The organism is Enterococcus sp. AZ194 (genome assembly GCF_051713825.1).
In the GTDB taxonomy this organism is placed as follows: domain Bacteria; phylum Bacillota; class Bacilli; order Lactobacillales; family Enterococcaceae; genus Enterococcus_K.
This window is the reverse complement of sequence record NZ_JBIOQR010000001.1, coordinates 3741548-3765092: the sequence shown is the minus strand read 5'-3', so window position 1 is coordinate 3765092 and position 23545 is coordinate 3741548. Positions and strand designations below refer to the sequence as shown.

Annotated in this window: 25 protein-coding genes; 21 read left to right on the top strand and 4 right to left on the bottom strand. The window is 38.3% G+C overall.

Annotated features, from left to right (window positions below; genetic code table 11):
* Window positions 1–253: 253 nt before the first annotated feature.
* The 4 genes from IGI37_RS17500 to IGI37_RS17485 all read right to left on the bottom strand — a co-directional run bounded on the left by IGI37_RS17500 (window position 254) and on the right by IGI37_RS17485 (window position 2933).
* Window positions 254–1327, bottom strand: a complete 1074-nt coding sequence (locus IGI37_RS17500; protein ID WP_438763363.1) for a peptidylprolyl isomerase — start codon at window positions 1325–1327, stop codon at window positions 254–256.
* 369 nt (window positions 1328–1696) lie between these two features.
* A complete protein-coding gene (locus IGI37_RS17495; RefSeq protein ID WP_438763362.1) occupies window positions 1697–2098 on the bottom strand; it encodes a YtxH domain-containing protein in 402 nt (133 codons plus the stop codon).
* Complete coding sequence (locus IGI37_RS17490) at window positions 2091–2525, bottom strand: HIT family protein (protein WP_438763361.1); 435 nt, start codon at window positions 2523–2525, stop codon at window positions 2091–2093. Before IGI37_RS17490 ends, IGI37_RS17495 begins: the two co-directional genes overlap by 8 nt.
* 255 nt (window positions 2526–2780) lie before the next feature.
* Entirely contained in the window at window positions 2781–2933 is a 153-nt protein-coding gene (locus tag IGI37_RS17485; RefSeq protein WP_438763359.1) for a hypothetical protein, read from the bottom strand.
* Between the two features lie 753 nt (window positions 2934–3686).
* On the opposite strand from IGI37_RS17485, the gene IGI37_RS17480 reads away from it, so the two are divergent.
* From IGI37_RS17480 to IGI37_RS17380, 21 genes are all read left to right on the top strand, one after another.
* Window positions 3687–4424, top strand: a complete 738-nt coding sequence (locus IGI37_RS17480; RefSeq protein ID WP_438763357.1) for an ABC transporter ATP-binding protein — start codon at window positions 3687–3689, stop codon at window positions 4422–4424.
* Window positions 4417–5628 (top strand): ABC transporter permease, encoded by a 1212-nt coding sequence (locus IGI37_RS17475; protein ID WP_438763356.1) that lies wholly within the window; start codon window positions 4417–4419, stop codon window positions 5626–5628. Before IGI37_RS17480 ends, IGI37_RS17475 begins: the two co-directional genes overlap by 8 nt.
* Before the next feature lie 128 nt (window positions 5629–5756).
* Complete coding sequence (locus IGI37_RS17470; RefSeq protein ID WP_438763355.1) at window positions 5757–6536, top strand: phosphotransferase family protein; 780 nt, start codon at window positions 5757–5759, stop codon at window positions 6534–6536.
* 125 nt (window positions 6537–6661) lie between these two features.
* On the top strand, window positions 6662–7315 hold the full coding sequence (gene trmB, locus IGI37_RS17465; RefSeq protein WP_438763353.1) for a tRNA (guanosine(46)-N7)-methyltransferase TrmB: 654 nt from the start codon (window positions 6662–6664) through the stop codon (window positions 7313–7315).
* A 156-nt stretch (window positions 7316–7471) separates the two neighbouring features.
* Window positions 7472–8422: a competence type IV pilus ATPase ComGA gene (gene comGA / locus IGI37_RS17460; protein ID WP_438763352.1), complete on the top strand. Its 951-nt coding sequence runs from the start codon at window positions 7472–7474 to the stop codon at window positions 8420–8422.
* A complete protein-coding gene (gene comGB, locus IGI37_RS17455) occupies window positions 8391–9416 on the top strand; it encodes a competence type IV pilus assembly protein ComGB (RefSeq protein ID WP_438763351.1) in 1026 nt (341 codons plus the stop codon). The genes comGA and comGB overlap by 32 nt, the downstream gene beginning before the upstream one ends.
* Window positions 9417–9713, top strand: coding sequence for a competence type IV pilus major pilin ComGC (gene comGC, locus IGI37_RS17450; RefSeq protein ID WP_438763349.1), 297 nt, complete (start codon window positions 9417–9419; stop codon window positions 9711–9713). It begins immediately after the preceding gene.
* A complete protein-coding gene (gene comGD, locus IGI37_RS17445; protein WP_438763348.1) occupies window positions 9710–10150 on the top strand; it encodes a competence type IV pilus minor pilin ComGD in 441 nt (146 codons plus the stop codon). Before comGC ends, comGD begins: the two co-directional genes overlap by 4 nt.
* A gap of 85 nt (window positions 10151–10235) precedes the next feature.
* Window positions 10236–10448: a hypothetical protein gene (locus tag IGI37_RS17440; protein WP_438763347.1), complete on the top strand. Its 213-nt coding sequence runs from the start codon at window positions 10236–10238 to the stop codon at window positions 10446–10448.
* Entirely contained in the window at window positions 10429–10860 is a 432-nt protein-coding gene (gene comGF, locus IGI37_RS17435; RefSeq protein WP_438763346.1) for a competence type IV pilus minor pilin ComGF, read from the top strand. Before IGI37_RS17440 ends, comGF begins: the two co-directional genes overlap by 20 nt.
* Window positions 10820–11203 carry a competence type IV pilus minor pilin ComGG gene (gene comGG, locus IGI37_RS17430; RefSeq protein WP_438763345.1) on the top strand — a complete coding sequence of 128 codons (384 nt, stop codon included), beginning with the start codon at window positions 10820–10822 and terminating at the stop codon, window positions 11201–11203. Before comGF ends, comGG begins: the two co-directional genes overlap by 41 nt.
* A gap of 190 nt (window positions 11204–11393) precedes the next feature.
* Window positions 11394–12113 carry a MurR/RpiR family transcriptional regulator gene (locus IGI37_RS17425; protein WP_438763344.1) on the top strand — a complete coding sequence of 240 codons (720 nt, stop codon included), beginning with the start codon at window positions 11394–11396 and terminating at the stop codon, window positions 12111–12113.
* A 154-nt stretch (window positions 12114–12267) separates the two neighbouring features.
* Entirely contained in the window at window positions 12268–13701 is a 1434-nt protein-coding gene (locus tag IGI37_RS17420) for a 6-phospho-beta-glucosidase (RefSeq protein ID WP_438763343.1), read from the top strand.
* A gap of 2 nt (window positions 13702–13703) precedes the next feature.
* Window positions 13704–15821 carry a glycoside hydrolase family 3 N-terminal domain-containing protein gene (locus tag IGI37_RS17415; RefSeq protein ID WP_438763342.1) on the top strand — a complete coding sequence of 706 codons (2118 nt, stop codon included), beginning with the start codon at window positions 13704–13706 and terminating at the stop codon, window positions 15819–15821.
* Between the two features lie 180 nt (window positions 15822–16001).
* A complete protein-coding gene (locus tag IGI37_RS17410; protein WP_438763341.1) occupies window positions 16002–17015 on the top strand; it encodes a LacI family DNA-binding transcriptional regulator in 1014 nt (337 codons plus the stop codon).
* Between the two features lie 146 nt (window positions 17016–17161).
* A complete protein-coding gene (locus IGI37_RS17405) occupies window positions 17162–18022 on the top strand; it encodes an ABC transporter permease (RefSeq protein WP_438763682.1) in 861 nt (286 codons plus the stop codon).
* An 11-nt stretch (window positions 18023–18033) separates the two neighbouring features.
* The gene (locus IGI37_RS17400) at window positions 18034–18948 is read left to right on the top strand and encodes a carbohydrate ABC transporter permease (RefSeq protein ID WP_438763340.1); all 915 of its coding nucleotides are present in this window, start codon (window positions 18034–18036) and stop codon (window positions 18946–18948) included.
* Between the two features lie 12 nt (window positions 18949–18960).
* Entirely contained in the window at window positions 18961–20601 is a 1641-nt protein-coding gene (locus IGI37_RS17395) for a sugar ABC transporter substrate-binding protein (RefSeq protein ID WP_438763339.1), read from the top strand.
* Window positions 20602–20655: 54 nt separating this feature from the next.
* Entirely contained in the window at window positions 20656–21282 is a 627-nt protein-coding gene (locus tag IGI37_RS17390) for a DUF624 domain-containing protein (protein ID WP_438763338.1), read from the top strand.
* A gap of 4 nt (window positions 21283–21286) precedes the next feature.
* Window positions 21287–22222, top strand: a complete 936-nt coding sequence (locus tag IGI37_RS17385; protein WP_438763337.1) for an ROK family protein — start codon at window positions 21287–21289, stop codon at window positions 22220–22222.
* A 300-nt stretch (window positions 22223–22522) separates the two neighbouring features.
* On the top strand, window positions 22523–23530 hold the full coding sequence (locus tag IGI37_RS17380) for a class I SAM-dependent methyltransferase (protein ID WP_438763336.1): 1008 nt from the start codon (window positions 22523–22525) through the stop codon (window positions 23528–23530).
* Window positions 23531–23545: the final 15 nt, after the last annotated feature.

Here is a 23545-nt window from a genome sequence, read left to right as displayed (position 1 = left end):
AAACGGTGGGTACAGAAGCAACACATCTCCACTGCGCCCCATCAATTTCTAAAGGTGGGACACCTTAAGAATTGATGGACTGTGTTCCGCTCTCAACAACTTCTACGCATGGGACATGCTAGAGTTGAAGGTCTCCACTTAAAGTTAACTAAAGATTTTAAAAGAAACCCGGCGTCATATAATCTAGAGGAATAGTGGGTACTAAAAAAGACCATCAAGTCGCAATTGCTTGATGGTCTTAATCGTGTTGTGATTATTTAGTTGAAGAGCTTTCTTCAGTTTTGCTTGAATCAGATGTTTTTTCAGTACCTGAATCTTTTGAACTAGATTCTTTTGTACTTGACTCTTTCGTGCTAGATTCTGAAGATTTAGTTGAGCTTTCTTTCGTCTTGCTTTCTGATTCTTTTGTGCTAGATTCTTTTGTTTCAGCAGCTGCTGTAAATTGAGATAAGATGTCTTTGAAGGCATCATCTTTAATTTTTACGTTGGCTTTAATTAATTCTTCACCAATCGATTTTAAGACAAATTGTTGATCAGAAATTTTTGTTTTTGTTGCAATTTCTTTGATTTCTTTTTCGTAAGGCTTCATGTCATTGCCTTTTTCTTTGTTTTTTGTCATTTTGACGATGTAGAAGCTTGATGAACCTGTTGATGAGTTTGTGTAAGTGATTGGTTCAGATACAGCACCATCTTTTAATTTGAACGCTTCAGTTGCAACTGTTTGAGGGATTTCTGTTGTTTGAGAGTCAAACTTGATTTTCCCACCATCTTCTTTAGTTGTTGTATCAACAGATTTTTCTTTAGCAATTTTAGTGAAGTCTCCACCCTTATCCAAATCCTTCTTAATTGCTTTTGCGTCATCTTCTGTTGCAGAAACGATGATTTGTGCTTCTACTTCTGGATGGAATGAATCCCAAGCAGCTTTTTTATCAGCATCTGTTAATTTTACATGGGCACGTAAAGCAACATCAACTAATTCTTGTTGTTTTAATAGCGCACGGTAAGTTTTTTTCGTATACCCGGCTTGAGTTAATTGTGATTCAAATGTATCACCATATTTTTTTGCCTCTTCTTTGTATAATTCATCTACTTTTTTATCAGTTACTTTATCTCCATAAGCTTTGTCCAACACTTCATTTAAAATTAAGTTAGTTAGAATGGTTGTACTTGTAGCTTGCGGTTGTGTTTTTGCTTCATTGTAGAAATCTTCAACTGTGATAGTCGAACCTTTCATTGTCGCAATGTTTTTGTTTGTTCCATTTGAACATGCGGCTAGCGTGAATACACTTAGTACTCCTGCAACAGCCAAAATAAGTTTTTTCTTCATTCTGTTTAGCACTCCTATTTATTTATATAGTATTTTGCGATAATCACAAGTAATACTATACCATACTCTTTTTTATAAAAGAAATAGGGATAAGGATAGTTTCAAACAAAATTCATAGTAAAAACATATTTTTTTAAGGAAAATAGGATTTTTCTTAAGAAAATATGTTTTTACTATCAAATATCCGAATATGTTTATTAGTGTTTGAATTTTTGAGTAGATTAAATTGAAGAGTCGATTATGACTGATTGCACTTATTATTTATTAGAATATGTCAAAAACGATGAATTCACTGAGACAGCAGATTCATCGTTTAATAAGGGAAAAGATATTCGTTTTTTGAAACGCTCAATTGTAAACAACAACCGCTTATTTTGGTCTGTTCAAATGAAACCGATGTGCTTCATTTTTTTTAGATGAATCTTCAGAAAACTCATCTGCTACCTGAGCTAGTTCATCAGATAGTTTGTTAATCTGCTCTTGGATTTGGGCAATTCGTGGTTCTGCCTGGAATCGGAAGTCTTCAAGGTCTTTTTCTACACCATTTTGAAAGACAGGCAATAATTCTGCGGCTGTTTCTTTTGTGACAAGTAAGGCCTCTTTAAAACGCCCAAGACTTTCATTGACATTCATCGTCAAATCAGTAGTTTCATCAATTTCTGAAATGATTTTTTCGCGTGTTTTTTTCCCGCTATTAGGGGCGAAAAGTAAACCGGCAGCAGCGCCAGTCAGACTGCCAAAAAGCAAACCCTTCATAAAGTTTTTAATCATTGTTTTCCACCTGCTTTGCAATCTGTTCGGCAATTTGTTTGAGCTGATCACTTTGATAATCTGCTTGGTGATTTCCGAAGTGCATAGAAAAATCATCGTCTTCACTATAACGTGGAATCAAATGAATATGTGAATGGAAAACGGATTGGTAAGCTAATTCTTTGTTGTTATTGACCATGTTCAAGCCTTCCATTTCAGGAAAAGCTTTTTCTATTGCTTTGGCAATTTTGGGAATACGAGCAAAGACTGTTGACGCTAAGTTTGCATCATATTCAAATAAATCCGTGACATGTGTTTTAGGAACCACTAATGTATGGCCTTTTGTCACTTGTGATATATCTAAAAAGGCATAGACAACCTCATCCTCATATACTTTGTAGCTAGGAATCTCTTGATTGATAATTTTACAAAAAATACAATTTTCCATGAAGAACATCCTTTCATAAATGACTCGGAGTCAAAAATTCTTAATAAATTAACTTTACCACAACTTGTATGACTTGTAAGCGAAATGGGTAGGGAAGTCGTAAAAAAGTCTCAGAGTGCAAATAGGTAAGAACACTTACAAGTTTGAGAAAAAATAGCGAGGCGTACGTATATGCTCATTTTTTTGGTGCAGTAACGGCAGGTAAAAAGCCTGCGCCAAGCCAAGATTCACTGGTTGGCTTGAACGCAGGCCCTCTTAATTATTTTTTAGTCGCTGTTTGACTTCTTCTGTTGATTTGGTATGGAGTAGACGTGTGACCTCACTGATGACATTTTCTCTTTGAACTTTTGCGAAATGGAGATTTTTCATAGCTAACTCAACATAATTGGCAATCTCTTTTTCGTTCACTGAGCGTGGGACATAACTCTACAAGCTATGTCCCAACCTCTTTTTATCCGAATAAACGGTGGATACAGAAGCAACTCCATCTTCACTCCGCCCCATCAATTTCTAAAGGTGGAACACCTTTAGAATTGATGGACTGCGTTCCGCTCTCAACAACTTCTACGCATGGGACATGCTAGAGTTGAAGGTCTTCACTGCGCAAAAAGACTCCGATCTCATCAATCTCTAAAGGTGGAACACCTTAAGAATTGAAGGACGTTGTTCCGCTCTCAACAACTTCTACGCATGAGACATGCTAGAGTTGAAGGTTCTTATTGCTGTAAAACACAACGAAGCATGAGTTGATGTTGCACAGTACCTAATCGGTGCTGTAAAACACAACGAAGTATGAGTTGATGTTGCACAGTACCTACCCGGTTCTCGGAGTTAAACACTTCTGTCCCAACCTCCTTTTTTTCTAAAGTATACTATGCTTATTTTTCCAATGTCCAATAAGACCCTTTGTTTTAACTAATTAACAACTAGATGCCTCTCCTTTGTTATAGAAAAATCGAGTGAAGAGTCTCTGTCTTGAGCACGCTCATTTAAGATAACTGTATTTATTTAATATGGTGAGTAGTTGAAAGAGTCTGACCGATTTATAGTTTATTTTGGAGAGGATTTTTTTTGAACTTCATGAAAACAACATAAAAATAATAAGAAAGTCGTTTCGAAAAGATGATATAATAGCCTTAATGAAAAATTGGAGGAACAAAGATGAGTTTAAAAATTGAACAGGTGACAGGTGGTTATGGTCATATTCCTGTCTTGAAAGATATAAGCTTTGATGTGAATAATGGTGAGATGGTCGGACTGATTGGGCTAAATGGTGCTGGGAAAAGTACGACAATTAAAAACGTGATAGGCTTATTGACTCCTCAAAAAGGAAAGGTCACGATTGATGAGTTAACGATAAAAAATCAGCCAGAAGATTATCGTAAAAAAATTGGCTACATACCAGAAACGCCTTCTTTATATGAAGAATTAACCTTGAAAGAGCATATTGAAGTGACGGCGATGGCTTATGATATTCCAATAGAGGTTGCGTTTGAACGGGCGGACAAATTGTTAAAGACGTTTCGTTTAGAAAATAAACTAGAATGGTTTCCAGCTAACTTTTCTAAAGGGATGAAACAAAAAGTAATGGTGCTTTGCGCATTTTTAATTGAGCCAAGCTTATATATTATTGATGAGCCGTTTTTAGGGTTAGATCCATTGGCGATTCATGCACTTTTAGAATTGATGGATGAGATGCGTCGTGAAGGGGCCGCAATTTTAATGTCTACGCATATTTTGGCAACGGCTGAGAAGTATTGCGATCGATTTGTGGTGCTTCATAACGGAGAAGTTAGAGCGCAAGGAACCATGGCCGAGTTACGTCAAGAATTCCAGCTACCAGATTCTTCCTTAGATGAGATTTATGTGGCGTTAACAAAGGAGCAAGATCATGAGTGATTTTTTTCAAACGCGCTTAGCCCGTCATCAAAAGCGGATGATGCGCTATATGCGATATGTCTTTAATGACCACTTTGTTCTTGTCTGTCTCTTTTTGGTCGGTGGTGTTGGGTTTTATTATTCCAATCTATTAAAGACCTTACCTGAGAATTTCAGTATAGGAGGCGGCATTGTTGCGCTTGTTTGGTTAGTTAGCCTGTACATTGGCAATTTTGTCACGTTGGCTGAGCCAGCAGATATGGTGTTTTTATTGCCCAAAGAGCAGGAGATGGGGGCGTATTTTAAACGAAGCTTCGTCTATTCTTGTCTCTTTCCGTTTTTCCTACTTGTTCTTATCTGTGGGTTTTTAATGCCACTTTTAGTAATTTCAGCAGGTTTTCAGTTTGGAGAATTCGTTTGGTTTTTACTCATGCTATGGAGTTTGAAATACAGTCAGCTACACGTTCAGCGTTATGGGATTTATCAAGTGAGTCAGTCAAATAAACGGATGAGCCAGCTTATCTGGCTAGGAATGGCAGCAATCATTCTTTTCATCAGTGTCTACACATTCTCTTGGCTTGGAGCGATTCTTGGTCTACTCCAGGCAGTTGTCTTTACGATGTATTTGAAACGTCTTTCAGTCGGTTTAGATTGGGAGGAAATGATCAACAAGGAACAGAACCGTTTGCATCGTTTGTATCAATTTATTAATTTGTTTACGGATGTTCCGGAAATTACCGCAACGGTGAAACGCCGCAAATATCTCGATGGTTTCTTAAATAGAATTCCATTACAGCATAAACAAACGTATCTCTATCTCTATGCTAGACGAATGATTCGCGGCTCAGAGTTTAGTGGACTGTATTTGAGATTAGTCGCTATTGGGAGTTTGTTTTTATATTTCCTTGATTCTTTATGGTTTAGTGTTGGATTAGGTGTGGTGTTTATTTATTTAATTGGTTTTCAACTGATTCCACTTTATAATCAATTTCACTACATGGTTCTTACGCAGCTTTATCCTGTACCGACTAGTCAAAAAGGTCAAGCGGTTCAATCATTGATTGGCTTTTTATTACTAGCTGCAGCGCTTATTTTTGGCTTGTTTGCAGCAATTGGTTTAAAGAACCTCCAAGAAACAGGTATTTCTTTAGGAAGCTATTTGGTGGTCGCCTTTGTCTTTACAAAATTGTATATTCCAATGCGAATTAAGAAAATGGTCGACTAAAAATCGCTATTTAATAAGAAATTTCTAATGAGATTCGACAAAAATGACGGGATAGGTGCTTGACGGTGGTGTTTTAGGGAGATAGAATAGTAGATACTGCGAAAACTAGAAGACAGGAGACAGTACCGATGGAGTTTCAGTTGGACCAAGAGTGGCGAGTCCGCCCAATAAAAGGGGACACAGGAAAAACATATATAGGTATTCGCGACAATGACCGTGTGTTTATTAAGCGTAATACGACCCCCATGCTGGCTGCTCTTTCTAGAGAAGGAATCACGCCAAGGCTTGTTTGGACAAAACGAACTGGAAACGGCGATACCTTGACTGCTCAAGAGTGGATGGAAGGTAGACTGCTTACGCCTGATGAGATTGGTCGTCGAAACGATGTCATTGATGTGTTATATCATCTTCACCATTCAGCAACTTTAAAAGCAATGATGAGTCGAATCGGTGGGAAGATTGTGACTCCGGAATTAATGCTACAAGAATATCAGCAGCAAATGCCGGATGCTATCAAAAAAAATAAGTTTTTAGACCTAGTACTTCGTTATTTGATGAGACAGATACCAACCTATAGTCAAGAACAATACACAGTAGTTCATGGAGACGTCAATCATCGGAATTGGATGGTTTGTCAAAACTATCTTTACCTGGTTGATTGGGACTCGATTATGTTTGCCGATCCGGCAGTAGATATTGGGACAATTTTAGGTCATTATGTTCCTTTATCTAGTTGGAGTCAATGGTTGGTGAGTTATGGGATTCGTTCCTCAGATGAAACACTCGAACGGATGCATTGGTATGCTGTCATGAATCTTTTACAAGAAGTTTCACGGTTATATAAACGAAATGATTTTAAACGAATGAATGCAGAAATTTTGCAATTAAAGCGAATTTTTAGTGGCTGATTTTACTAGTAAACATGCTCAGCTATTGAGTTAAATAGAGGGAAAGCGCAGGCTTGGGTGAAAGTTTTTGGCCCAAGCTTGTTTCCTACCCTAACCTTAAATGAGACAGAGAAAGGAACGAAAATATGCGTGTAAGATATCGTCAAGGAGCAAATGAATTATTAGCTGCTCATCCTAATTATGTTGTTCAAAACCCAGAAGAATGGAAAGGTCGTTGGCATGAACGATTTGGCAATCAAAACCCGATTCACATAGAGATTGGTACGGGGAAAGGTCAGTTTATTACTGAAATGGCAAAAGCCCATCCAGAGATTAATTATATTGGTGTTGAGATGCAATTAAGCGTTGTTTCCATAGCGTTAGATCGTTTAGTAGAAGCAGAAGTTTCTAATCTACAATTATTACATGTCGATGGTTCTGCATTGACCAATTATTTTGCAGATAATGAAGTTGATCAAATTTATCTGAATTTTTCAGATCCATGGCCAAAAAAACGGCATGAAAAACGTCGCTTAACCTTTAAAACATTTTTAGCGACCGATGAACAAATTTTAAAACCAGCTGGGGAAATTCATTTTAAAACGGATAATCAAGGATTGTTCGAGTACTCATTAGCTAGTTTTTCTCAGTATGGTATGATTTTACAGAAGGTTTGGTTAGACCTTCATACAAGCGATTATGAGGGGAATATCATGACAGAGTATGAAGAAAAATTTTCTTCCAGAGGGCAACGAATTTATCGTGTGGAAGCAAGATTCCAAGATAAAACGAAAAAATAGTTCTATTTAAATAGGTGACGAGTTAACAGACTTTTTCAATGGAGTACCCATTGAGAAGGTCTTTTTTTTTGCTTCTCCCTAAATTTTTTGAGAAATCATCAACTTTATTCAGAATTAGAAATGGTTTGCGTATGTAAATCATGAGGAGGCGAATATATGATTCAACAATTATCAGATGAGTTAGTTATTGAAGGGAAATTAAAGCAAGTTCAGGATGTGTATATCTTACCTAAAGGGCAAGAATACCAGCTTATTTTTAGGAAAAACGATAAGTGGCGTGTCCAGCAGCTATTAGATGAATCGGTGGCCGAGCAGTTGATTAGTCGCTTTAAGTATTTGGGGCAAATGGATGTTGGTGAGAGAAGAAAAGCGCAACTAGGTGCTTGCACGTATCTTGTTAATGGGGAGGTTCAGAGGTTACGAATTTCAACAGTCGGTAATTACCGTCAACAGGAGAGTATGGTGCTTAGATTTTTGCATTCGTTTGGGGAAAGTCAACTGTTTTATTTTTGCCCAGAGGTGTTAGAGACGATCCGTGAAGAAACCAGTCGTCGGGGCTTATATTTGTTCGGTGGCCCAGTCGGCTCAGGAAAGACGACACTTATGTATGCGTTGGCTAAGCGTGCGCATGCGCAGGTGATTACTATTGAAGATCCTGTAGAAATTGAAGAGGAACAATACTTACAGCTTCAAATCAATCATCAAATTCAGCAAGATTATGAGACACTCATCAAGCTTTCATTGAGGCATCACCCAGATGTCTTGATTATTGGTGAGATTCGTGACCAACAAACGGCGATGGCCGCGATTCGAGCGGCGCTGACAGGACATCGCGTATATGCTACCATCCATGCCAAAAGTCTTATCGGAATCAGGGAACGTTTGGAAGAATTGACACACTCAGATAAAGAAATTCAAAACTGCTTAAAAGGGATTATCTATCAACGATTACTCACGGATGAAGCAGATCACTTAGTAAAAGGAGCCGTTGCCTATCAGTTATACCAAGGAGACGAGATAAAAGAGGCGGATTGGAACACGCAACTAAAGCAGCTTTTGGAGGATGGGAGAATTGATGAGAAAAACTACAAGTTGGAAAAAGAATAAGCGCAGTCAGCAACAACTTTTCTTACTTTTTTTTTCTGAGCTTCTTCAAAATGGCTTCAGTATTCAAGAGGCTTTGAAGTTTATTAAGAAGATGAATCAATTCCCGGAAACGTTACTGACACAGTTTCAGACGGGACTTGTTGAGGGGCAAAGTTTAGCCGATTGTTTTATGATGGCAGAATTTAGCCCACAACAAATCGTTCAGATACAACTAGCACAAGTCCATGGTAACTTTGTCAGCACGCTACGTTCGATGGCACAACAAATGAATCTATTAGAAACACAGAGGAAAAATTTTATTAAGCTGTGTAGTTATCCTGTTCTTTTGTTGCTGTTTATGGCAGGGGTTCTTATCGGGATGCGTCAAGTTTTACTTCCCCAGCTTTTGATGTCTGGTATGGTGAATAAAGGACATTTAGGGATTCAATTTATTGATAAAGGGCCGATATATATCGGAGCGTTCTGTGGAATTGTGAGTCTATTTATAGCAGGCTTTAGACTGGTGATGAGCCGTCGAACAGCACTTCAACGTGCAATGGTTTATAGTCGGATTTTTGGAGTGGGTGCTTTTTATAGAAGCTATCTTTCTGCCTATATCTCATTAGAGTGGGGCAAGCTTTTTCAAGAAGGCTTGGAGATGCGACAAATTATTGATTGTCTGATTCTTACAAGAAAAGGCAGTATTATGCAAGAGGTAGCGGAGGACTTAAAAACCGCGCTTCAAATAGGGCGACCTTTAGCTGAACAATTGGAAGGTTATTTATTTTTAACAACAGAGATGAGCCGAATTGTTATTCAAGGAGAAGCGAAAGGTCGCTTGGGTGAAGAGCTGCTGTTTTATAGTGATTTTATGTGGAAGGAATTTTTTAAGAAAATCGAGCGAGCGTTACAATGGATTCAGCCAATCATTTTTTTACTAATTGCAGTATTGATTGTCAGTGTTTATGCTGCGATGCTACTACCTATTTATGGCAATATGGAGGGAGTTTTATAGATGCAAATGGGTCTGAAAAAACGGATGTATTCAGGATTTACTCTTATCGAAATGCTCATTGTACTTTTAATCATTAGCGTCTTAATCTTGCTGTTTGTTCCTAATTTATCAAAACACAAAGATACAGTGAATACGGAAAGTAATCAAGCGATTGTGAAAGTAGTTGAGACCCAAATGGAGTTGTATTCAATTGAAAAAGACAGTCCTTTACCGACTACGGATACATTGGTCAAAGAAGGGTACATTACACAAGACCAAAAAGATAAATATGATTCTGTGACTGGAAAAAATCCGTGAGAAAACAGAAAATGCAGGGGTTTACGATCGCTGAGACGTTAATTGTTCTTCTGGTGGTGACAAGCTTTATTTTTATTCCCGTGTTAGCCAGTGCTCCGTTACAGAAGAAGATTGAGATTGAACAATTTTTTGCTGTCTTTGAAAAACGCTTTTTAGCCTGTCAACAAGCTGCGATTACAGGAATGTTGCCGACTAATATTTTGATTGATAAGACGTCTATTTATTTTAAGACTCAGATCTCAACAGGAATTAAATGGTCGCTTTTAGAGATTCCAGATGAGTTGAGTTATACAGGCGTAGCTAAGATTACTTTTGCAATGAGTTCAGGCAATAATAGTAGCTTAAGCAAGATGAAATTTTATTGGAAAAATCAGAACAAAACAGTTAGTTATCAGATGCAGTTGGGGAGTGGTCGATATATTAAAAAAATCGAATAAAGGCTATATTCTTTTTGAAGCGTTACTTTCTTTTGCTCTTTTTTCAACCATTATCCTATCATTTGTTTACACGGAGAGTTTTTTGATGCAAAGAGGGAAGACACAAATGCGGACGATTGAGATGGCTCGCGTATTGTATGAAGAAACACGCGATTATCGATTTCACAAAGGCGAGACGAGTCGGGCAAAAGAGTTTTCTAGACTTTATCAGATACACTTACAAGAAGATAAATCTATCCAGTCGGCTCAAATAACTGCTGGAGAGGAAGAGTTGCTTATTGAATCCCAAAATCCCTAGATTTTATTCGGGTTTTACCTTGTTGGAATGTTTAATTGCACTGTTTGTTTTGTGTAGCTTATTTCTTTTCATTGGACCATTTATTCAAATTACGCAAGAAACACACCATCAATTACAACAATCAAAAGATAAAGAATGGGAAGTATTCTTGATTCAGTTAGAGTATGAGCTGCAGGAGGATACATTTGTAAAGGCCGATGCAACGACCCTTTACTTGAAAAAAATGAACGGGACAGAGGTGTTGATTCAACCCTATAATACAATGATTAGAAAACGAGAAAATGGGGGACATCAGCCCATGTTAATGGATGTTTCGACAGTCAAATTAAAACAAGTGGGTAAACAAATTCAAATGGAGGTGGTCTTTATAGATGGGCACAAACATTGGGGGCAGTGGGCAATCCCAGAATAAGAATCGTGGAGGGATTTTCCTTTCAGTGCTCCTATTTTTTAGTCTAACCACTAGCTTACTTTTGATTGTTTTAGAAGATGAGAAATTGAATACCGACTTTATGATTCGAACCACCAATCTATATTATGCTAAAACCATCAAAGAGCTCTTTTTAACCGAATATTATGGAAGTGAATCAGAGAGCGCGCCCCCTCCAAAAGGGACTAGCGATGATTTCCCTAAAAGTGGGGAGCGGCTGTACAATAAAGGCACATTGACGTATACGACAGAAGATAAAAAGCTCATAATGGAGATTAAGATCAAAGAAGCCTATTATCGTTTTGAGGAAGAGGCTAGAAAATGATTCGTTGATATAGTTGAGTTTACAGAAAAAACAAGGGCCTTGGTGACTTGTACTAAGGATACCCAGACTGCTTGAACCAAAAAATCCATCTTACCGATAAGTTGATAGGGCTGAGAGTGGGCTTTTGATATAGTGTTTTTTGTCAGAATAGTATATAGTAATAATCGTATAGAGAACGGAGGAGAGCAACTTGGGTTTCTTTGGGAATATCGATTTTAATTCATTGTCTGATACGGACCAGGCAATTTATCACTATATGAGCAGCAATGTGGATAAAGTCCCTTATATGCGATTGAGAGATATCGCAAAAGAGTCACATACTTCCGCGTCCTCGGTGATGCGATTAATACGAAAGCTAGGGTATGAAAGCTATACGGAGTTTCGAAGTCAGTTTAGTGTAGAGTCAGTTGAAAGTGATCGTTTTGACGATGCGCTAAACATATTGAGTAGAAATCATTTTCCTAGGAATATTGAAAGCAAATTAAATCAAATTGTTGAGCAGATTCAGTATTGTGAAAATATTGTCTTTTTCGGAATAGGTGCCTCAGGTTCTATTTGTGAGTATGCGGCTCGACGTTTTGCTTCGATTGGTTATAATAGTTACGCGTTAGTTGATCCCACTTATCCTATTATGTCCAAGTTAAAGAATACTAGTGATAATATTTTGGTGACATTATCTGTCTCTGGGATGACCAATGAGGTTGTGGAGGTCATCAATGGTTTTCGTAATAAAGATGATTTTGTGACCGTAGCGATTACTGCAGATATTAACTCGACATTAGCGAAAATGTCGGATTTTGTTTTGGATTATCACGTGGATATCAAGCGTGTAAAAAAACATGAAGATTTGACTAGCCAGATTCCTTGTATTTTTCTGATTGAACAGCTAGCAAATCGATTACAAGAATAGAAAAAAGTTTATACATCACGTGATGGTACAGGTTGTACCAACGTGATGTTTTTTTCTGTTTGGCTGCGCTTTAACCAGAGTACCTCTGAGTTATTGAATCAAGGGATTTCACCTACTATACTGTGGATAATAACTTAAATGAGGTGAATGGAGAATGAGTAGACAATTTCCAAAAGATTTTTTATGGGGAGGCGCGGTGGCTGCCCATCAAGTAGAAGGAGCATGGAATGAAGACGGAAAAGGCGTTAGTATAGCTGATGTTATGACAGCAGGAGCGAATGGTGTTTCTAGAAAGATTACTGAAGGGGTGCTTGAAGGGGAGAATTACCCGAATCATGAAGCGATTGATTTTTATCATCACTACAAAGAAGATATTCAATTGTTTAAAGAGCTAGGTTTAAAAGCTTTTCGAACATCAATTAACTGGACTAGAATTTTTCCTTTGGGCGATGAAACAGAACCGAATGAAGCAGGTCTTCAGTTTTATGATGATTTATTTGATGAGCTGTTAGAAAACGGAATTGAGCCGGTTATTACCTTGTCTCATTTTGAAATTCCTTATCATTTATATGAAGCGTATGGTGGCTTTAGAAACAAAAAAGTGATTGATTTTTTTGTTCATTTTGCTAAGACGGTGATGACTCGTTATAAAGACAAAGTCAAATACTGGATGACTTTTAATGAAATAAATAATCAAGCGGATGGACAGCATGACTTACACACTTGGACGAATTCAGCGATGCGTTTTAAGGAAGGAGAAAATAAGGAAGAGCTGACTTTCCAAGCGGGAATCAACGAGTTAATTGCCAGTGCCAAGGCTGTCAAGCTTGGTCATGCAATTAATCCTGCGTTTCAAATTGGCTGTATGATGGCGTATGTTCCTGTTTATCCGTATTCTTGTAATCCAGATGATTTGATGGCTTCTGTAAAAGTCATGAATCGCCGCTTCTTTTATTCAGATATACATGCTCGTGGGAAAGTACCTTCTTACACAGAACATTACTGGAAACAAAAAGGTTATGTGATTGATATTTCTGAAGAAGAGCGGCAAGCATTATTGGAAGGAACGGTTGATTATATTGGCTTTAGTTACTATATGTCAGGAGCCGTGACAACATTAAATGAGGTTTCTGGTGACCCAATAGAAGAATATCCAGAGGCTAAAATTGTTGCAAATCCGTATGTGAAAGCAAGTGACTGGGGATGGCAGATTGATCCTGTCGGGTTACGTTATACGCTAAATGTTGTTTATGAGCGCTACAATTTACCAATGTTTATAGTAGAAAATGGGTTTGGTGCCTACGATAAGATTGAGGATGGGCAAATTCATGATCCTTATCGAATTGATTACTTACAAAAACATATCGACCAGATGGCACTTGCGATGACTGTCGATGGGGTTGAATTATTAGGTTATACTCCTTGGGGCATTATAGATATTGTCAGCTTTGGAACGGGTGAGATGGAAAAACGTTATGGGTTTATTTATGTAGATAAAGATAACCAAGGCAAGGGGACTTTGGCACGTCAGAAAAAAGATTCTTTTGAGTGGTATAAAAATCTGATTAAAGATCAAGTTGGGGAATAGCGATGGAACAGACAGCCTTAAAACAATTAGCAAGTCGTTTGTCTTTGGAAGAAAAAGTTGGCCAGTTAGTACAAGTCACGCCAGATTTTTTTGGAAATCAAGGAGAGATTACGGGTCCTTTGAGACAAGGAGCTGACCAACAGAAGCTTTATCAAATTGGTTCAGTGTTGGGCACACATCGAGCGCAAGAAGTGCAACAAATTCAAGAAACGTATCTAGCCAATAGCCGACATAAGATTCCCTTGCTGTTTATGGCAGATGTGATTCATGGGTATGAAACGATTTTTCCGATTCCTCTTGCACTGGCGTCTTCTTTTGATTCGGAACTGATTCAAAAAGTAGCACGAAGCTCAGCTGTTGAAGCCACTAAAGAAGGAATCCATGTGACGTTTTCTCCAATGGCTGATTATGTCAAGGACCCACGTTGGGGAAGAGTGTTGGAAAGTAATGGCGAAGATGTCCGTTTATCAACAGAACTTACGAAGGCGTATGTTCGTGGGTATCAAGGCAATGACTTAAAGGATGAGACGAGTTTAGCTGCCTGTGTAAAACATTTTATTGGTTATGGGGCAGCAGAAGGCGGAAGAGACTATAATACCGTCGACCTTTCAGATATTGAGCTGTATCAAAACTATTTGCCAGCCTTTGAGGGTGCGATTTCAGAAGGTGTTCGATTAGTGATGACGTCCTTTAATAGTATTCACGGCGTACCGGTTACTGCAAATAAGACGCTAATACAAACTGTTTTGAGAGGAAAGCTAGGATTTGAAGGGATTCTGATTTCTGACTGGGCGGCGATTGCTGAGCTAAAAGATCATCGAGTCGCAGAAAACTCACGTGAAGCTGCAAAAAAAGCTTTTGAAGCGTCTGTAGATATTGATATGATGACTGATTGTTATTCACAAGAGTTGGCTGATTTAGTGGAAGAAACAGAGTCTATGGAAGCATTGGATGCTGCTGTGTGGCGCGTTTTACAGTTGAAAAATGAACTTGGTCTATTTGAAAATCCCTATCGGGGCATGAAAACGACAGTTGATAAAAAGGAACTCAATGAAGTGGCCTACGAAGCGGCAACTCGTTCGGCGGTTCTTTTGAAAAATGAACAGGTCCTTCCTTTAAAGAAAGAGGAACGTATTTTAGTCGTTGGAACCAAAGCGACCTCGACAGATGTTTTAGGCGCTTGGTCATGGATTGGCGATTGTCATGCGGCTGTTTCTTTAGCTGAAGGCATGAAAAAGGAGTTCCCTCATTTGACGATTCTTTCGGTCGCAGAAGAAACCGTCGAGTGGTCAGCGATTGAAGAAGCTGCAAGGCAGGCGGATAAAGTCGTGATTGCAGTGGGAGAAACAAGTGAGGAAGCGGGCGAGGCTGCCAGTCGGACGGATTTAAGATTGCGTGAAATTGAGCAGACGTTGATTGATCGGGTGTTTAAACACAACACGAACAGTATCTTACTTACGTTTAGTGGTCGCCCACTTGTGTTAACAGAGGTGGAACCAAAAGTAAAAGCAATTATCTCTGCCTGGTTTTTGGGCAGTCAGACAGGAAGTGTCTTGTCGGCTCTTTTGAGTGGGGCACAAAACTTCAGTGGGCATTTACCAATGAGCTATCCAAGAAGTGTTGGCCAGTTACCGTATTCCTACCAAGAAATGTCGACAGGTCGACCGAAGACGAGTGAGAATGCAGATCAAAAATATATTTCTCGGTATTTGGATGAAGAAAACGGTCCCTTGTATGCATTTGGTCATGGCTTGTCTTACAGTCAGTTCACTTATTCGGCTTTAGAGCTATCTGCAAAACAGCTCCAAAAGAATGGTCAGTTGACTTTGTCCGTGACTATCAAAAATGATTCCAAACAAGCAGGGTATGCTTTACCACAGATTTATTTTCAAGATGAATTTACGGAAGTTATTCGACCAAAGCGTGAGCTGTTAGCCTGGCAACAAGTGAACTTACAGCCAGGAGAGAAACAAATGGTGCAATTTGTCATTGAACCAGACGACTTGGCTTATGTTCATAGTAATCTAAGACGAACAACTGATCCAGGCGCTTTTCGACTCTTTTTGGGGACGAGCGCTGTAGATATTCTATCGGAAACGAAGATAACCTTTGTGGGATAAAATTGATCGGTGGTACAGCCTGTACCACCGTGACGTTTTTTTCAAAAACATGATGTATAAACCAAGTAGAAGCAAACCTATTGTCTTTGAAAACGTTTTTATTTATACTGAGTTTATCATTTAAGAAGAGCTTTTTTTATTAATAGAAAATAAAAACGTTTTTATTTTGGAGGAACTCATATGAAAGAACGAGTCACAATTCGAGAGGTCGCACGTGAAGCAAATGTTTCAATAGCGACAGTTTCTAAAGCGCTTAACGGACTAGATGTAGTGACGCCTAAAACGATTGAAAAAGTCACGGAAGCTGCAAAAAAACTTCATTACACGCCCAACTTGATGGGGAAACAGTTGAAAACGAAAACCACCAAAATGATTGGTCTGTATACCCATACAATTACAGGACCGTATTTCAACACATTGATTGAAGCGATTGTCAAAGAAGCGGCCAATCATGAGTATGGGGTGAACGTGGTGATTTCTTCTGATAAACAAGTGCTAACGTCGCATCTACTGGGGAATATGGTCGATGGGTTTATCGGATTTGAAGAATTGATTGATGATGAATCACTGAGTACCATTCGAGCAGAAGGCATTAACGCTGTGTTTGTGGATCGGAAGATTAAAGATGAAAGTATTAGTAGTGTCGTTTTTGATTCGCGAAAAGCAGGGAGAATAGCAACGCAGCATTTAGTGGATGCAGGTCACAAGAAGATTGGTTTTTTACCAGGACATCCGCATGTATACGATAGCGATAAACGTTATGCCGGTTTCAAAGAGATCATGTCAGAAAATAAGTTACCAGTGAAGTCTGAATGGCTTGTCGAAGGCTTGTTTGAAGAAAAAGCCAGTTATGTGGCGATTAAAAACTATTTACTGACGACGCCTAAAACTGAATGGCCCACTGCTTGGCTTGCTGGAAATGATCTATCTGCTATCGGAGTGATCAAAGCTATTGAAGAGTTGGACCTTCATGTACCACAAGATTTTAGCGTGATTGGCTTCGATGATATTGAATTACTAGGCTATTTTAGACCCTACATTACAACTGTTCAAAATCCAATCGAAGAACAAGGACGATTAGCGGTGATTGAACTGTTGAAATTAATTAATAATCAGAAAAAAGGAGAAAACAAAACGTTAGATTGTCAATTAGTGTTACGAGAAACAACGGAGCAACGAGCAGCCGACAACTAACAGCAAACAATCAACGAGCAAAAGAGGACTAGCCGATAACGGCAGAAGGAGGAAAAAGGGTGGACGTAAAAAATACCAAAACAGCTCAGCCTAGTCGTTTTGTAAAATGGTGGAAGGATTTTGGGCACCAATGGCAGCTACAAACGATGGCGATCCCGGGCATTATTTATATGATTATCTTCAGTTTTATTCCAATTTATGGTTTAGTAATTGCGTTTAAGAACTATACAGTTATCGATACGATTGAAAGTGCGCAATGGGTCGGGTTTGATAATTTTAAAATCATTATGGAGGATAAGTATTTTTGGGAGTCGGTGATTAATACATTAGGAATTAGTGCATTAAAGCTGGCCTTTGGATTTGTCCTACCAATTATTATCGCGGTAATGATTTATGAATTACGAGACAGTGTGTTCAAACGAGTAGTCCAAACAATTTCGTATCTACCACACTTTTTATCATGGATTATTCTGGGTGGGATGATTATTACCTGGTTCTCATCAAACGGAATGGTCAATGAACTGTTGAACTTTATCGGCATTCAAACGAAACAAAACCATATGTTAGATGCAGGTAAATACTGGTGGATCGCTTCATTATCGGATGTTTGGAAAGAAGCAGGTTGGGGGACAATCTTGTATCTAGCAACGATGTCTAAAATCGACCCAACGTATTATGAGGCTGCAAAAATGGATGGGGCAACGAGACTTCGACAAATATGGAGTATTACCATTCCAATGATTCGAAATATTATTTCTTTAAACTTGATTTTAAGCGTGAGTGGCCTGTTTAATTCGAATTTGGATCAAACCTTAGTTTTGATGAATTCACAAAACCAACCAAATGCAGAAGTGATTAATTCATACGTATATCGCGTCGGTTTAATGCAGGGAGATTTTTCTTATGCGACAGCGGTTGGATTGGGAATCTCCATTATTTCAGTTATTTTACTTGTGCTGACAAATCTTATTACCAAAAAACTGAATGATAATCAGTCAGTGCTTTAAGGAGGGAAAGTATGAAAAAGAGTCGCTTATCTTTAGCAAAACCAAAAAGCAGTGTCGTTCAAGACAAGGATAGTAAACTGTTTAATTTAGTGAATGTCTTGTTATTATTGGCCTTCACCGTCATCATCATCGTACCAGTTTGGAATATTGTTGCTTCTTCATTTGCCTCAAGTGACGCCTTGGCTAAAGGTGATTTCGTCTTTTGGCCTTCGGAGGTTGCTACAGATAATTATCGAAAAGTCTTGGGTGATTCATCTATGTGGAAAGCCTTGATTATCTCGGTCGCTAAGACGGTCATTGGTGTGTTAGCTCATACAGCCTTCTGTGCGATTATGGCTTATGCGTTATCAAAACGTAATTTAAAAGGCCGTAGTTTGTATGCAACAATGGGGATTGTCACTATGTTTTTCTCAGGGGGGATGATTCCTACGTACCTATTAATTAAATCGTTGAATCTGTTAAATACATTTTGGGTATATATTATTCCGGCCTTGTTAAGTTATTATGACGTGATTATTTTGATGAATTTCTTTAGAGATGTACCAACGTCTTTAGAAGAGTCCGCCAAAATTGACGGGGCAAGTGACTGGGGCGTTTTCTTGAAGATTTTTGTTCCACTATCTAAGCCAGCATTGGCAACGATTGCGTTATTTCACGGTGTTTGGCAATGGAATGACTTCATGACAACCAAACTCTATGTGACGGATAAAGCACTCTATCCTTTACAAATGAAGCTCTATGAAATTATTACGCAATCTCAGGCGGCTTCTCAGCAAGGGTTAAATGCCGCAGTTGAAATTAGTACGACATCAAAAGGGGTTCAACTGGCAACAATCGTCGTGACGACTGTTCCCATTTTAATTATCTATCCACTGTTACAGAGACATTTTATCTCAGGCATGATGCTTGGGGCGGTAAAAGAATAGGAGGAAGAAAACATGTTTAAGTTATCAAGAAAAAAAGTAATGGGTACATTGGCTTTAGCAAGTGTGATGTTATTAGGGGCTTGCGGCAATAGCAAGGATGACTCAAGTAAGAAAAAAGAGGTTAGCTTACCATCGATTGAAGATCGCTACACACCGGATGAAGCGACACCAGCTTGGCAGTTAGATAAAAAAGAAGAAACAACAAAACTAACGTGGTATGTCAATGCGGACTGGTGGAATACAGAATACGGCAAAGACATGGTAACGAAAAAAATTAAAGAAGACTTGAATGTAGATATTGAATTTATTACTGGCGATGATACCAAGTTAAATACGTATTTTGCTGGTGGAGATATGCCAGATATCGTGACTATTTTTGATTCGAATTCTCAAGTGGCTCGTAAAGCAGACTCTTGGGCATTACCTCTACAGGATTTAGCAAAAAAATATGATCCGTACTTCAACACTGTCACTCGTGAGGAAACGTTAAACTGGTACAAATTGTCTGATGGAAAATCATACGGTTATCCAGATTATTCAAATACACAAACTGATTTTGATAGCGGCGATATTTTTGCACGTGATGCCTTCATCATCAGAAAAGATGTGTATGAAGCAATCGGCAAACCAGACTTTACAACACCAGAAGGCTTTATTGCAGGTATGAACAAAATTAAAGAAAAATTCCCAGATTTGATTCCATTTGGGTTTAATGATTTTGCCAAAGATGGCTCTTCTAATGGGTCTATGGACGGCGTTGTTCAAGATATGTTAGGCGTTCCTTACACAAAGGATGACAAATACTATGATCGAAATCTTGATGAAGACTACATCAACTGGGTGAAAGCCTTCCGTCAAGTACATCAAGATGGCAATATCTCTGATGATACCTTTACTGATGATGGGGATAAATTTAAAGAAAAATTGCAAACTGGGAAATATGCAACTGTTATGATGGGCTCATTTGTTAACCAAGGGATTCCATTACAAACCTTCAAAGCAAACAATCCTGATTCGGAATATATTGCGGTTGATGGTATTCAAAGTACAATTGGTAATGAGTCAACGTTGACGCAAGCCGGAATTTCAGGATGGATGATCAACTATATTGGGAAAGAATGTAAGGACCCAGCAAAAGCGATTCAATTATTTACGTATCTATTAAGTGATGAAGGAGAATTGTTAACAAACTTCGGGATTGAGGGAGAAACGTATACAATTGATGACGATAAAAAAGTGAAATGGACAGATGAAGCAAGAAAAATTCAACAAGATAGTCCAGAAAAATGGCAATTAGAATATCGTATGGGCGAGTTTATCCAATTTGGGCATGACCGTTTTAAAGCGTTAAATGATGCTTCATATGTAGATGCAGTGAAACAAATGCAAAAATGGGGCGAGGGCAAACTGACCTCTCAATTTCCAACAGAAAATATTGGACCAGATGCAGGAACACAAGAAGCACGTGCATTAAGTGCGATTCAAACGAATTGGAGCACGACACTTGTTGGAATGCTTCGAGCAAAAGATGAAAAAGAGTTAGATGGTTTGTTGGAACAATATAAAGGCTTCCAAAAAGACAACAAAATTGATGATGTAAACAAAGTTCGAAATGAAAAAATCGAAGAGAATAAGAAAAAATTAGGAATGTAAAAAGTAAGAACGTACACGTAAATCTTAAAACATGAAAAATTAGGAGGTAAGGGGATGTCAAAAATTTTCAGTACAGAAGGAATCATTTATTATGGGATGGAAAGAATTTATCAGATTTTACTTTTGAATGTTGTTTTTGTCATCTCTTGCCTGCCTTTAGTGACGATTGGCGCAGCTGTAGCCAGTGCTTATGGAACAGCTTATAAAATGATAACGCATAGTGAGGGGGTCTTGTACAAAGAATATTTACATCAATTCAAAGTCAACTTTGTATCTGCTACAAAAATGTGGCTGCTGATTGTTGCGCTATTAGTGACAGGAGTCTGGACGTTTCCTTATCTGCAAGGGTATATGATAGGCAATAAATTAGCCTATTACCTAGTGATGGTAATGATGGCTTTTCTGATTCTGATGGGCTTGTATCTTTTTGCTTTGATTGCTCGATTCCAAAATACAGTATCGGGCACCATTGTAAATGCCATGATTTTATCACTAAAGCATTTGCCCTTCAGCATTATTGTCTTTTTTGTGACTCTGTTTGGTGTTTTTATCGTGCCAGTTTATCTGCCTAAGTTATTATTCATTTGGCTATTTATGGGATTTGGAACGGTGATTTATATCAATGCCAATATTTTCATGAAGATTTTTACTCAGTACGTTATTACAGAAGAGGGAAGTTGAGCATATGTATGTAGGATTTGATATTGGCGGAACAAATGTCAAATATGGAGTATTAGATGAAACAGGATCAATTTTAGAAAAAGAGATGATCCCGACAAATTACGATCTGACGGCTTTTGTAGAAGAGTTATGTGAGATTGTCATAAATGCGAAAGCGTCCTACAAAGAGATTAAAGGAATCGGCATCAGCGCACCAGGGATTATTCAAAAAGATGGGTTTATGTTGACTGCAGGTGCCATCAAACCTTTTTATGGCGCGAATATTAAGCAGGAGCTAGAAGAAAAGCTGGGGCTACCAGTAAGTATTGAAAATGATGCAAATGCAGCTGCCATTGCCGAACGCTGGATTGGAAATGCACAAGGAATCGACAACTATTTATGTATTGTTTTGGGCACAGGTATCGGTGGTGGAATCATTATCAACGGCGAAGTTTTTCGCGGAAGTCACGGGATGGCCGGTGAATTCGGTTGGAGTTTAATCGATAAAATTCCGGAGACAGGAGACATTGAAGAGGTTTCTTTGAATAAGCGAGCAGCAACGGTAGGGGGCTTATGTTATCAATATAACCTAGCTCAAAAGAAAAAAGATACGAATGCTACAGATATCTGGGATGCCAAGGAGATCATGAAACGTGAAGCAGAAGGCGAAGAGTTAGCTTGCGAAATTCTAACCAATTTTTTCACAGATTTATCAGTGGGGCTTTTGAATTTAATTAGCTGTTTTGACCCTGAGGTAATCTTGATTGGTGGAGGGATCAGCTCAAATGAACAGTTTAACAGACGATTGCAACAGCGCTTATCGGAACTGACTGCCAGACATGAGTCAATCAATTATCTAAAGGATAAGACAATTGCTGCAGTAAAACCTGCAAAACTACAAAATGATGCCGGCATGATTGGGGCAGTTTATCAGATTCACCAACAAGTTAGGCAAAAATAAGCCAAGTTGTTTAAAGTTGGAGAAAACAAGGATTTCTTGCTGAAGTGATGTGTCATTTGCGAAGAATCTTTCTTGTGTGGTATAACAGAATCTTTTATTAGTAATACAGCCTTAGAAAAATCCATGAAAATGGATTTTTTTTGCGTAAATGGACTATAGGAGGTAGATTTCTTTGTTCTTAAATTCACAAAGAAAAAACACTGAAAAACATCGAAATGGATTGAAATTTACATAAATATTAGTTAGAATTAAACAGGTATAAAAATTGTTACATTTTTGCTTTTTGAAATGAGGGATAGAATGTTTCCTGAGAAAATTGAACAAGTCTTTACTTTGAATGTGGAAGCTATCCAATTGCTTCAAAATGCACTGGATACTTCTTTTTTAGATGCGTATATTGAAAACGCTGAGAATTTGATTGACAACTATCAAGTGCGAGTAATTGATGGTCAACCAAATGAAAAGACGATGCAACGATTGTCAGAAATTTATCAACAGATAAAGGACTGCGGGCTGGAGCCAGAAGAATGGCGCAAGTTAAGTCAGCTCTTGTTGCTGAAAGGGAGTAAAGAAGAACACTTACAGCCCAATCACCAATTAACACCAGATAGTATTGGCTATCTGTTTGTTTATTTGATTGAGCAACTATTCCCAGATAAAACACAACCACTTAGATTACTTGATGTGGCGTCTGGTATGGGAAATTTATTATTGACAAGTCTCTTGAATTTACAGCTAGCGAAACACGAGGCTTCAGGAATTGGTGTCGATATTGATGAGACGCTACTATCTATTGCTGCTTCAACGAGTGAGCTTTCGGAGGCCAAGGTTCAGTTTTTCCATCAAGATGGTTTGCAAGATTTATTGATTGACCCCGTCGATGTCGCGATGAGTGATTTACCAATCGGCTACTATCCAAATGATCAAAAAGCGTCAGAGTTTCTGACAAAAGCCGAAGAGGGTCATAGTTATGCGCACCATTTGTTAATGGAGCAGGCGATGAAGTATGTGAAGGATGCGGGATTTGGTCTATTTTTAGTGCCAAGTAATTTTTTAGAGACCGAACAAAGTACCTATCTAAAAAAATGGCTGACGAGTGAGGTCTATCTTCAAGGAGCCGTTCAATTACCAGATGATTTATTTAAAACAAAAGAATCAAGTAAAAGTATTTTAATCCTTCAAAAGAAGGGGCAAGATGCCAAACAGGTTGAGGAAGTATTAGTCGCGAAAGTCGCTTCTATAAAAAATACTGAAACAGTTATGGAATTCTTTAAACAATTTGAAAACTGGAAAAACAAAAATTTCTAATTAGAATAAAAAGGG

Bases quoted from the DNA above. Each gene is read 5' to 3' on its own strand.
- IGI37_RS17500 (WP_438763363.1), bottom strand. From the start codon at position 1,327: ATGAAGAAAAAACTTATTTTGGCTGTTGCAGGAGTACTAAGTGTATTC.
- IGI37_RS17495 (WP_438763362.1), bottom strand. From the start codon at position 2,098: ATGATTAAAAACTTTATGAAGGGTTTGCTTTTTGGCAGTCTGACTGGC.
- IGI37_RS17490 (WP_438763361.1), bottom strand. From the start codon at position 2,525: ATGGAAAATTGTATTTTTTGTAAAATTATCAATCAAGAGATTCCTAGC.
- IGI37_RS17480 (WP_438763357.1), top strand. From the start codon at position 3,687: ATGAGTTTAAAAATTGAACAGGTGACAGGTGGTTATGGTCATATTCCT.
- IGI37_RS17475 (WP_438763356.1), top strand. From the start codon at position 4,417: ATGAGTGATTTTTTTCAAACGCGCTTAGCCCGTCATCAAAAGCGGATG.
- IGI37_RS17470 (WP_438763355.1), top strand. From the start codon at position 5,757: ATGGAGTTTCAGTTGGACCAAGAGTGGCGAGTCCGCCCAATAAAAGGG.
- trmB (WP_438763353.1), top strand. From the start codon at position 6,662: ATGCGTGTAAGATATCGTCAAGGAGCAAATGAATTATTAGCTGCTCAT.
- comGA (WP_438763352.1), top strand. From the start codon at position 7,472: ATGATTCAACAATTATCAGATGAGTTAGTTATTGAAGGGAAATTAAAG.
- comGB (WP_438763351.1), top strand. From the start codon at position 8,391: ATGAGAAAAACTACAAGTTGGAAAAAGAATAAGCGCAGTCAGCAACAA.
- comGC (WP_438763349.1), top strand. From the start codon at position 9,417: ATGCAAATGGGTCTGAAAAAACGGATGTATTCAGGATTTACTCTTATC.
- IGI37_RS17440 (WP_438763347.1), top strand. From the start codon at position 10,236: ATGCAAAGAGGGAAGACACAAATGCGGACGATTGAGATGGCTCGCGTA.
- comGG (WP_438763345.1), top strand. From the start codon at position 10,820: ATGGGCACAAACATTGGGGGCAGTGGGCAATCCCAGAATAAGAATCGT.
- IGI37_RS17420 (WP_438763343.1), top strand. From the start codon at position 12,268: ATGAGTAGACAATTTCCAAAAGATTTTTTATGGGGAGGCGCGGTGGCT.
- IGI37_RS17415 (WP_438763342.1), top strand. From the start codon at position 13,704: ATGGAACAGACAGCCTTAAAACAATTAGCAAGTCGTTTGTCTTTGGAA.
- IGI37_RS17410 (WP_438763341.1), top strand. From the start codon at position 16,002: ATGAAAGAACGAGTCACAATTCGAGAGGTCGCACGTGAAGCAAATGTT.
- IGI37_RS17405 (WP_438763682.1), top strand. From the start codon at position 17,162: ATGGCGATCCCGGGCATTATTTATATGATTATCTTCAGTTTTATTCCA.
- IGI37_RS17400 (WP_438763340.1), top strand. From the start codon at position 18,034: ATGAAAAAGAGTCGCTTATCTTTAGCAAAACCAAAAAGCAGTGTCGTT.
- IGI37_RS17395 (WP_438763339.1), top strand. From the start codon at position 18,961: ATGTTTAAGTTATCAAGAAAAAAAGTAATGGGTACATTGGCTTTAGCA.
- IGI37_RS17390 (WP_438763338.1), top strand. From the start codon at position 20,656: ATGTCAAAAATTTTCAGTACAGAAGGAATCATTTATTATGGGATGGAA.
- IGI37_RS17385 (WP_438763337.1), top strand. From the start codon at position 21,287: ATGTATGTAGGATTTGATATTGGCGGAACAAATGTCAAATATGGAGTA.
- IGI37_RS17380 (WP_438763336.1), top strand. From the start codon at position 22,523: ATGTTTCCTGAGAAAATTGAACAAGTCTTTACTTTGAATGTGGAAGCT.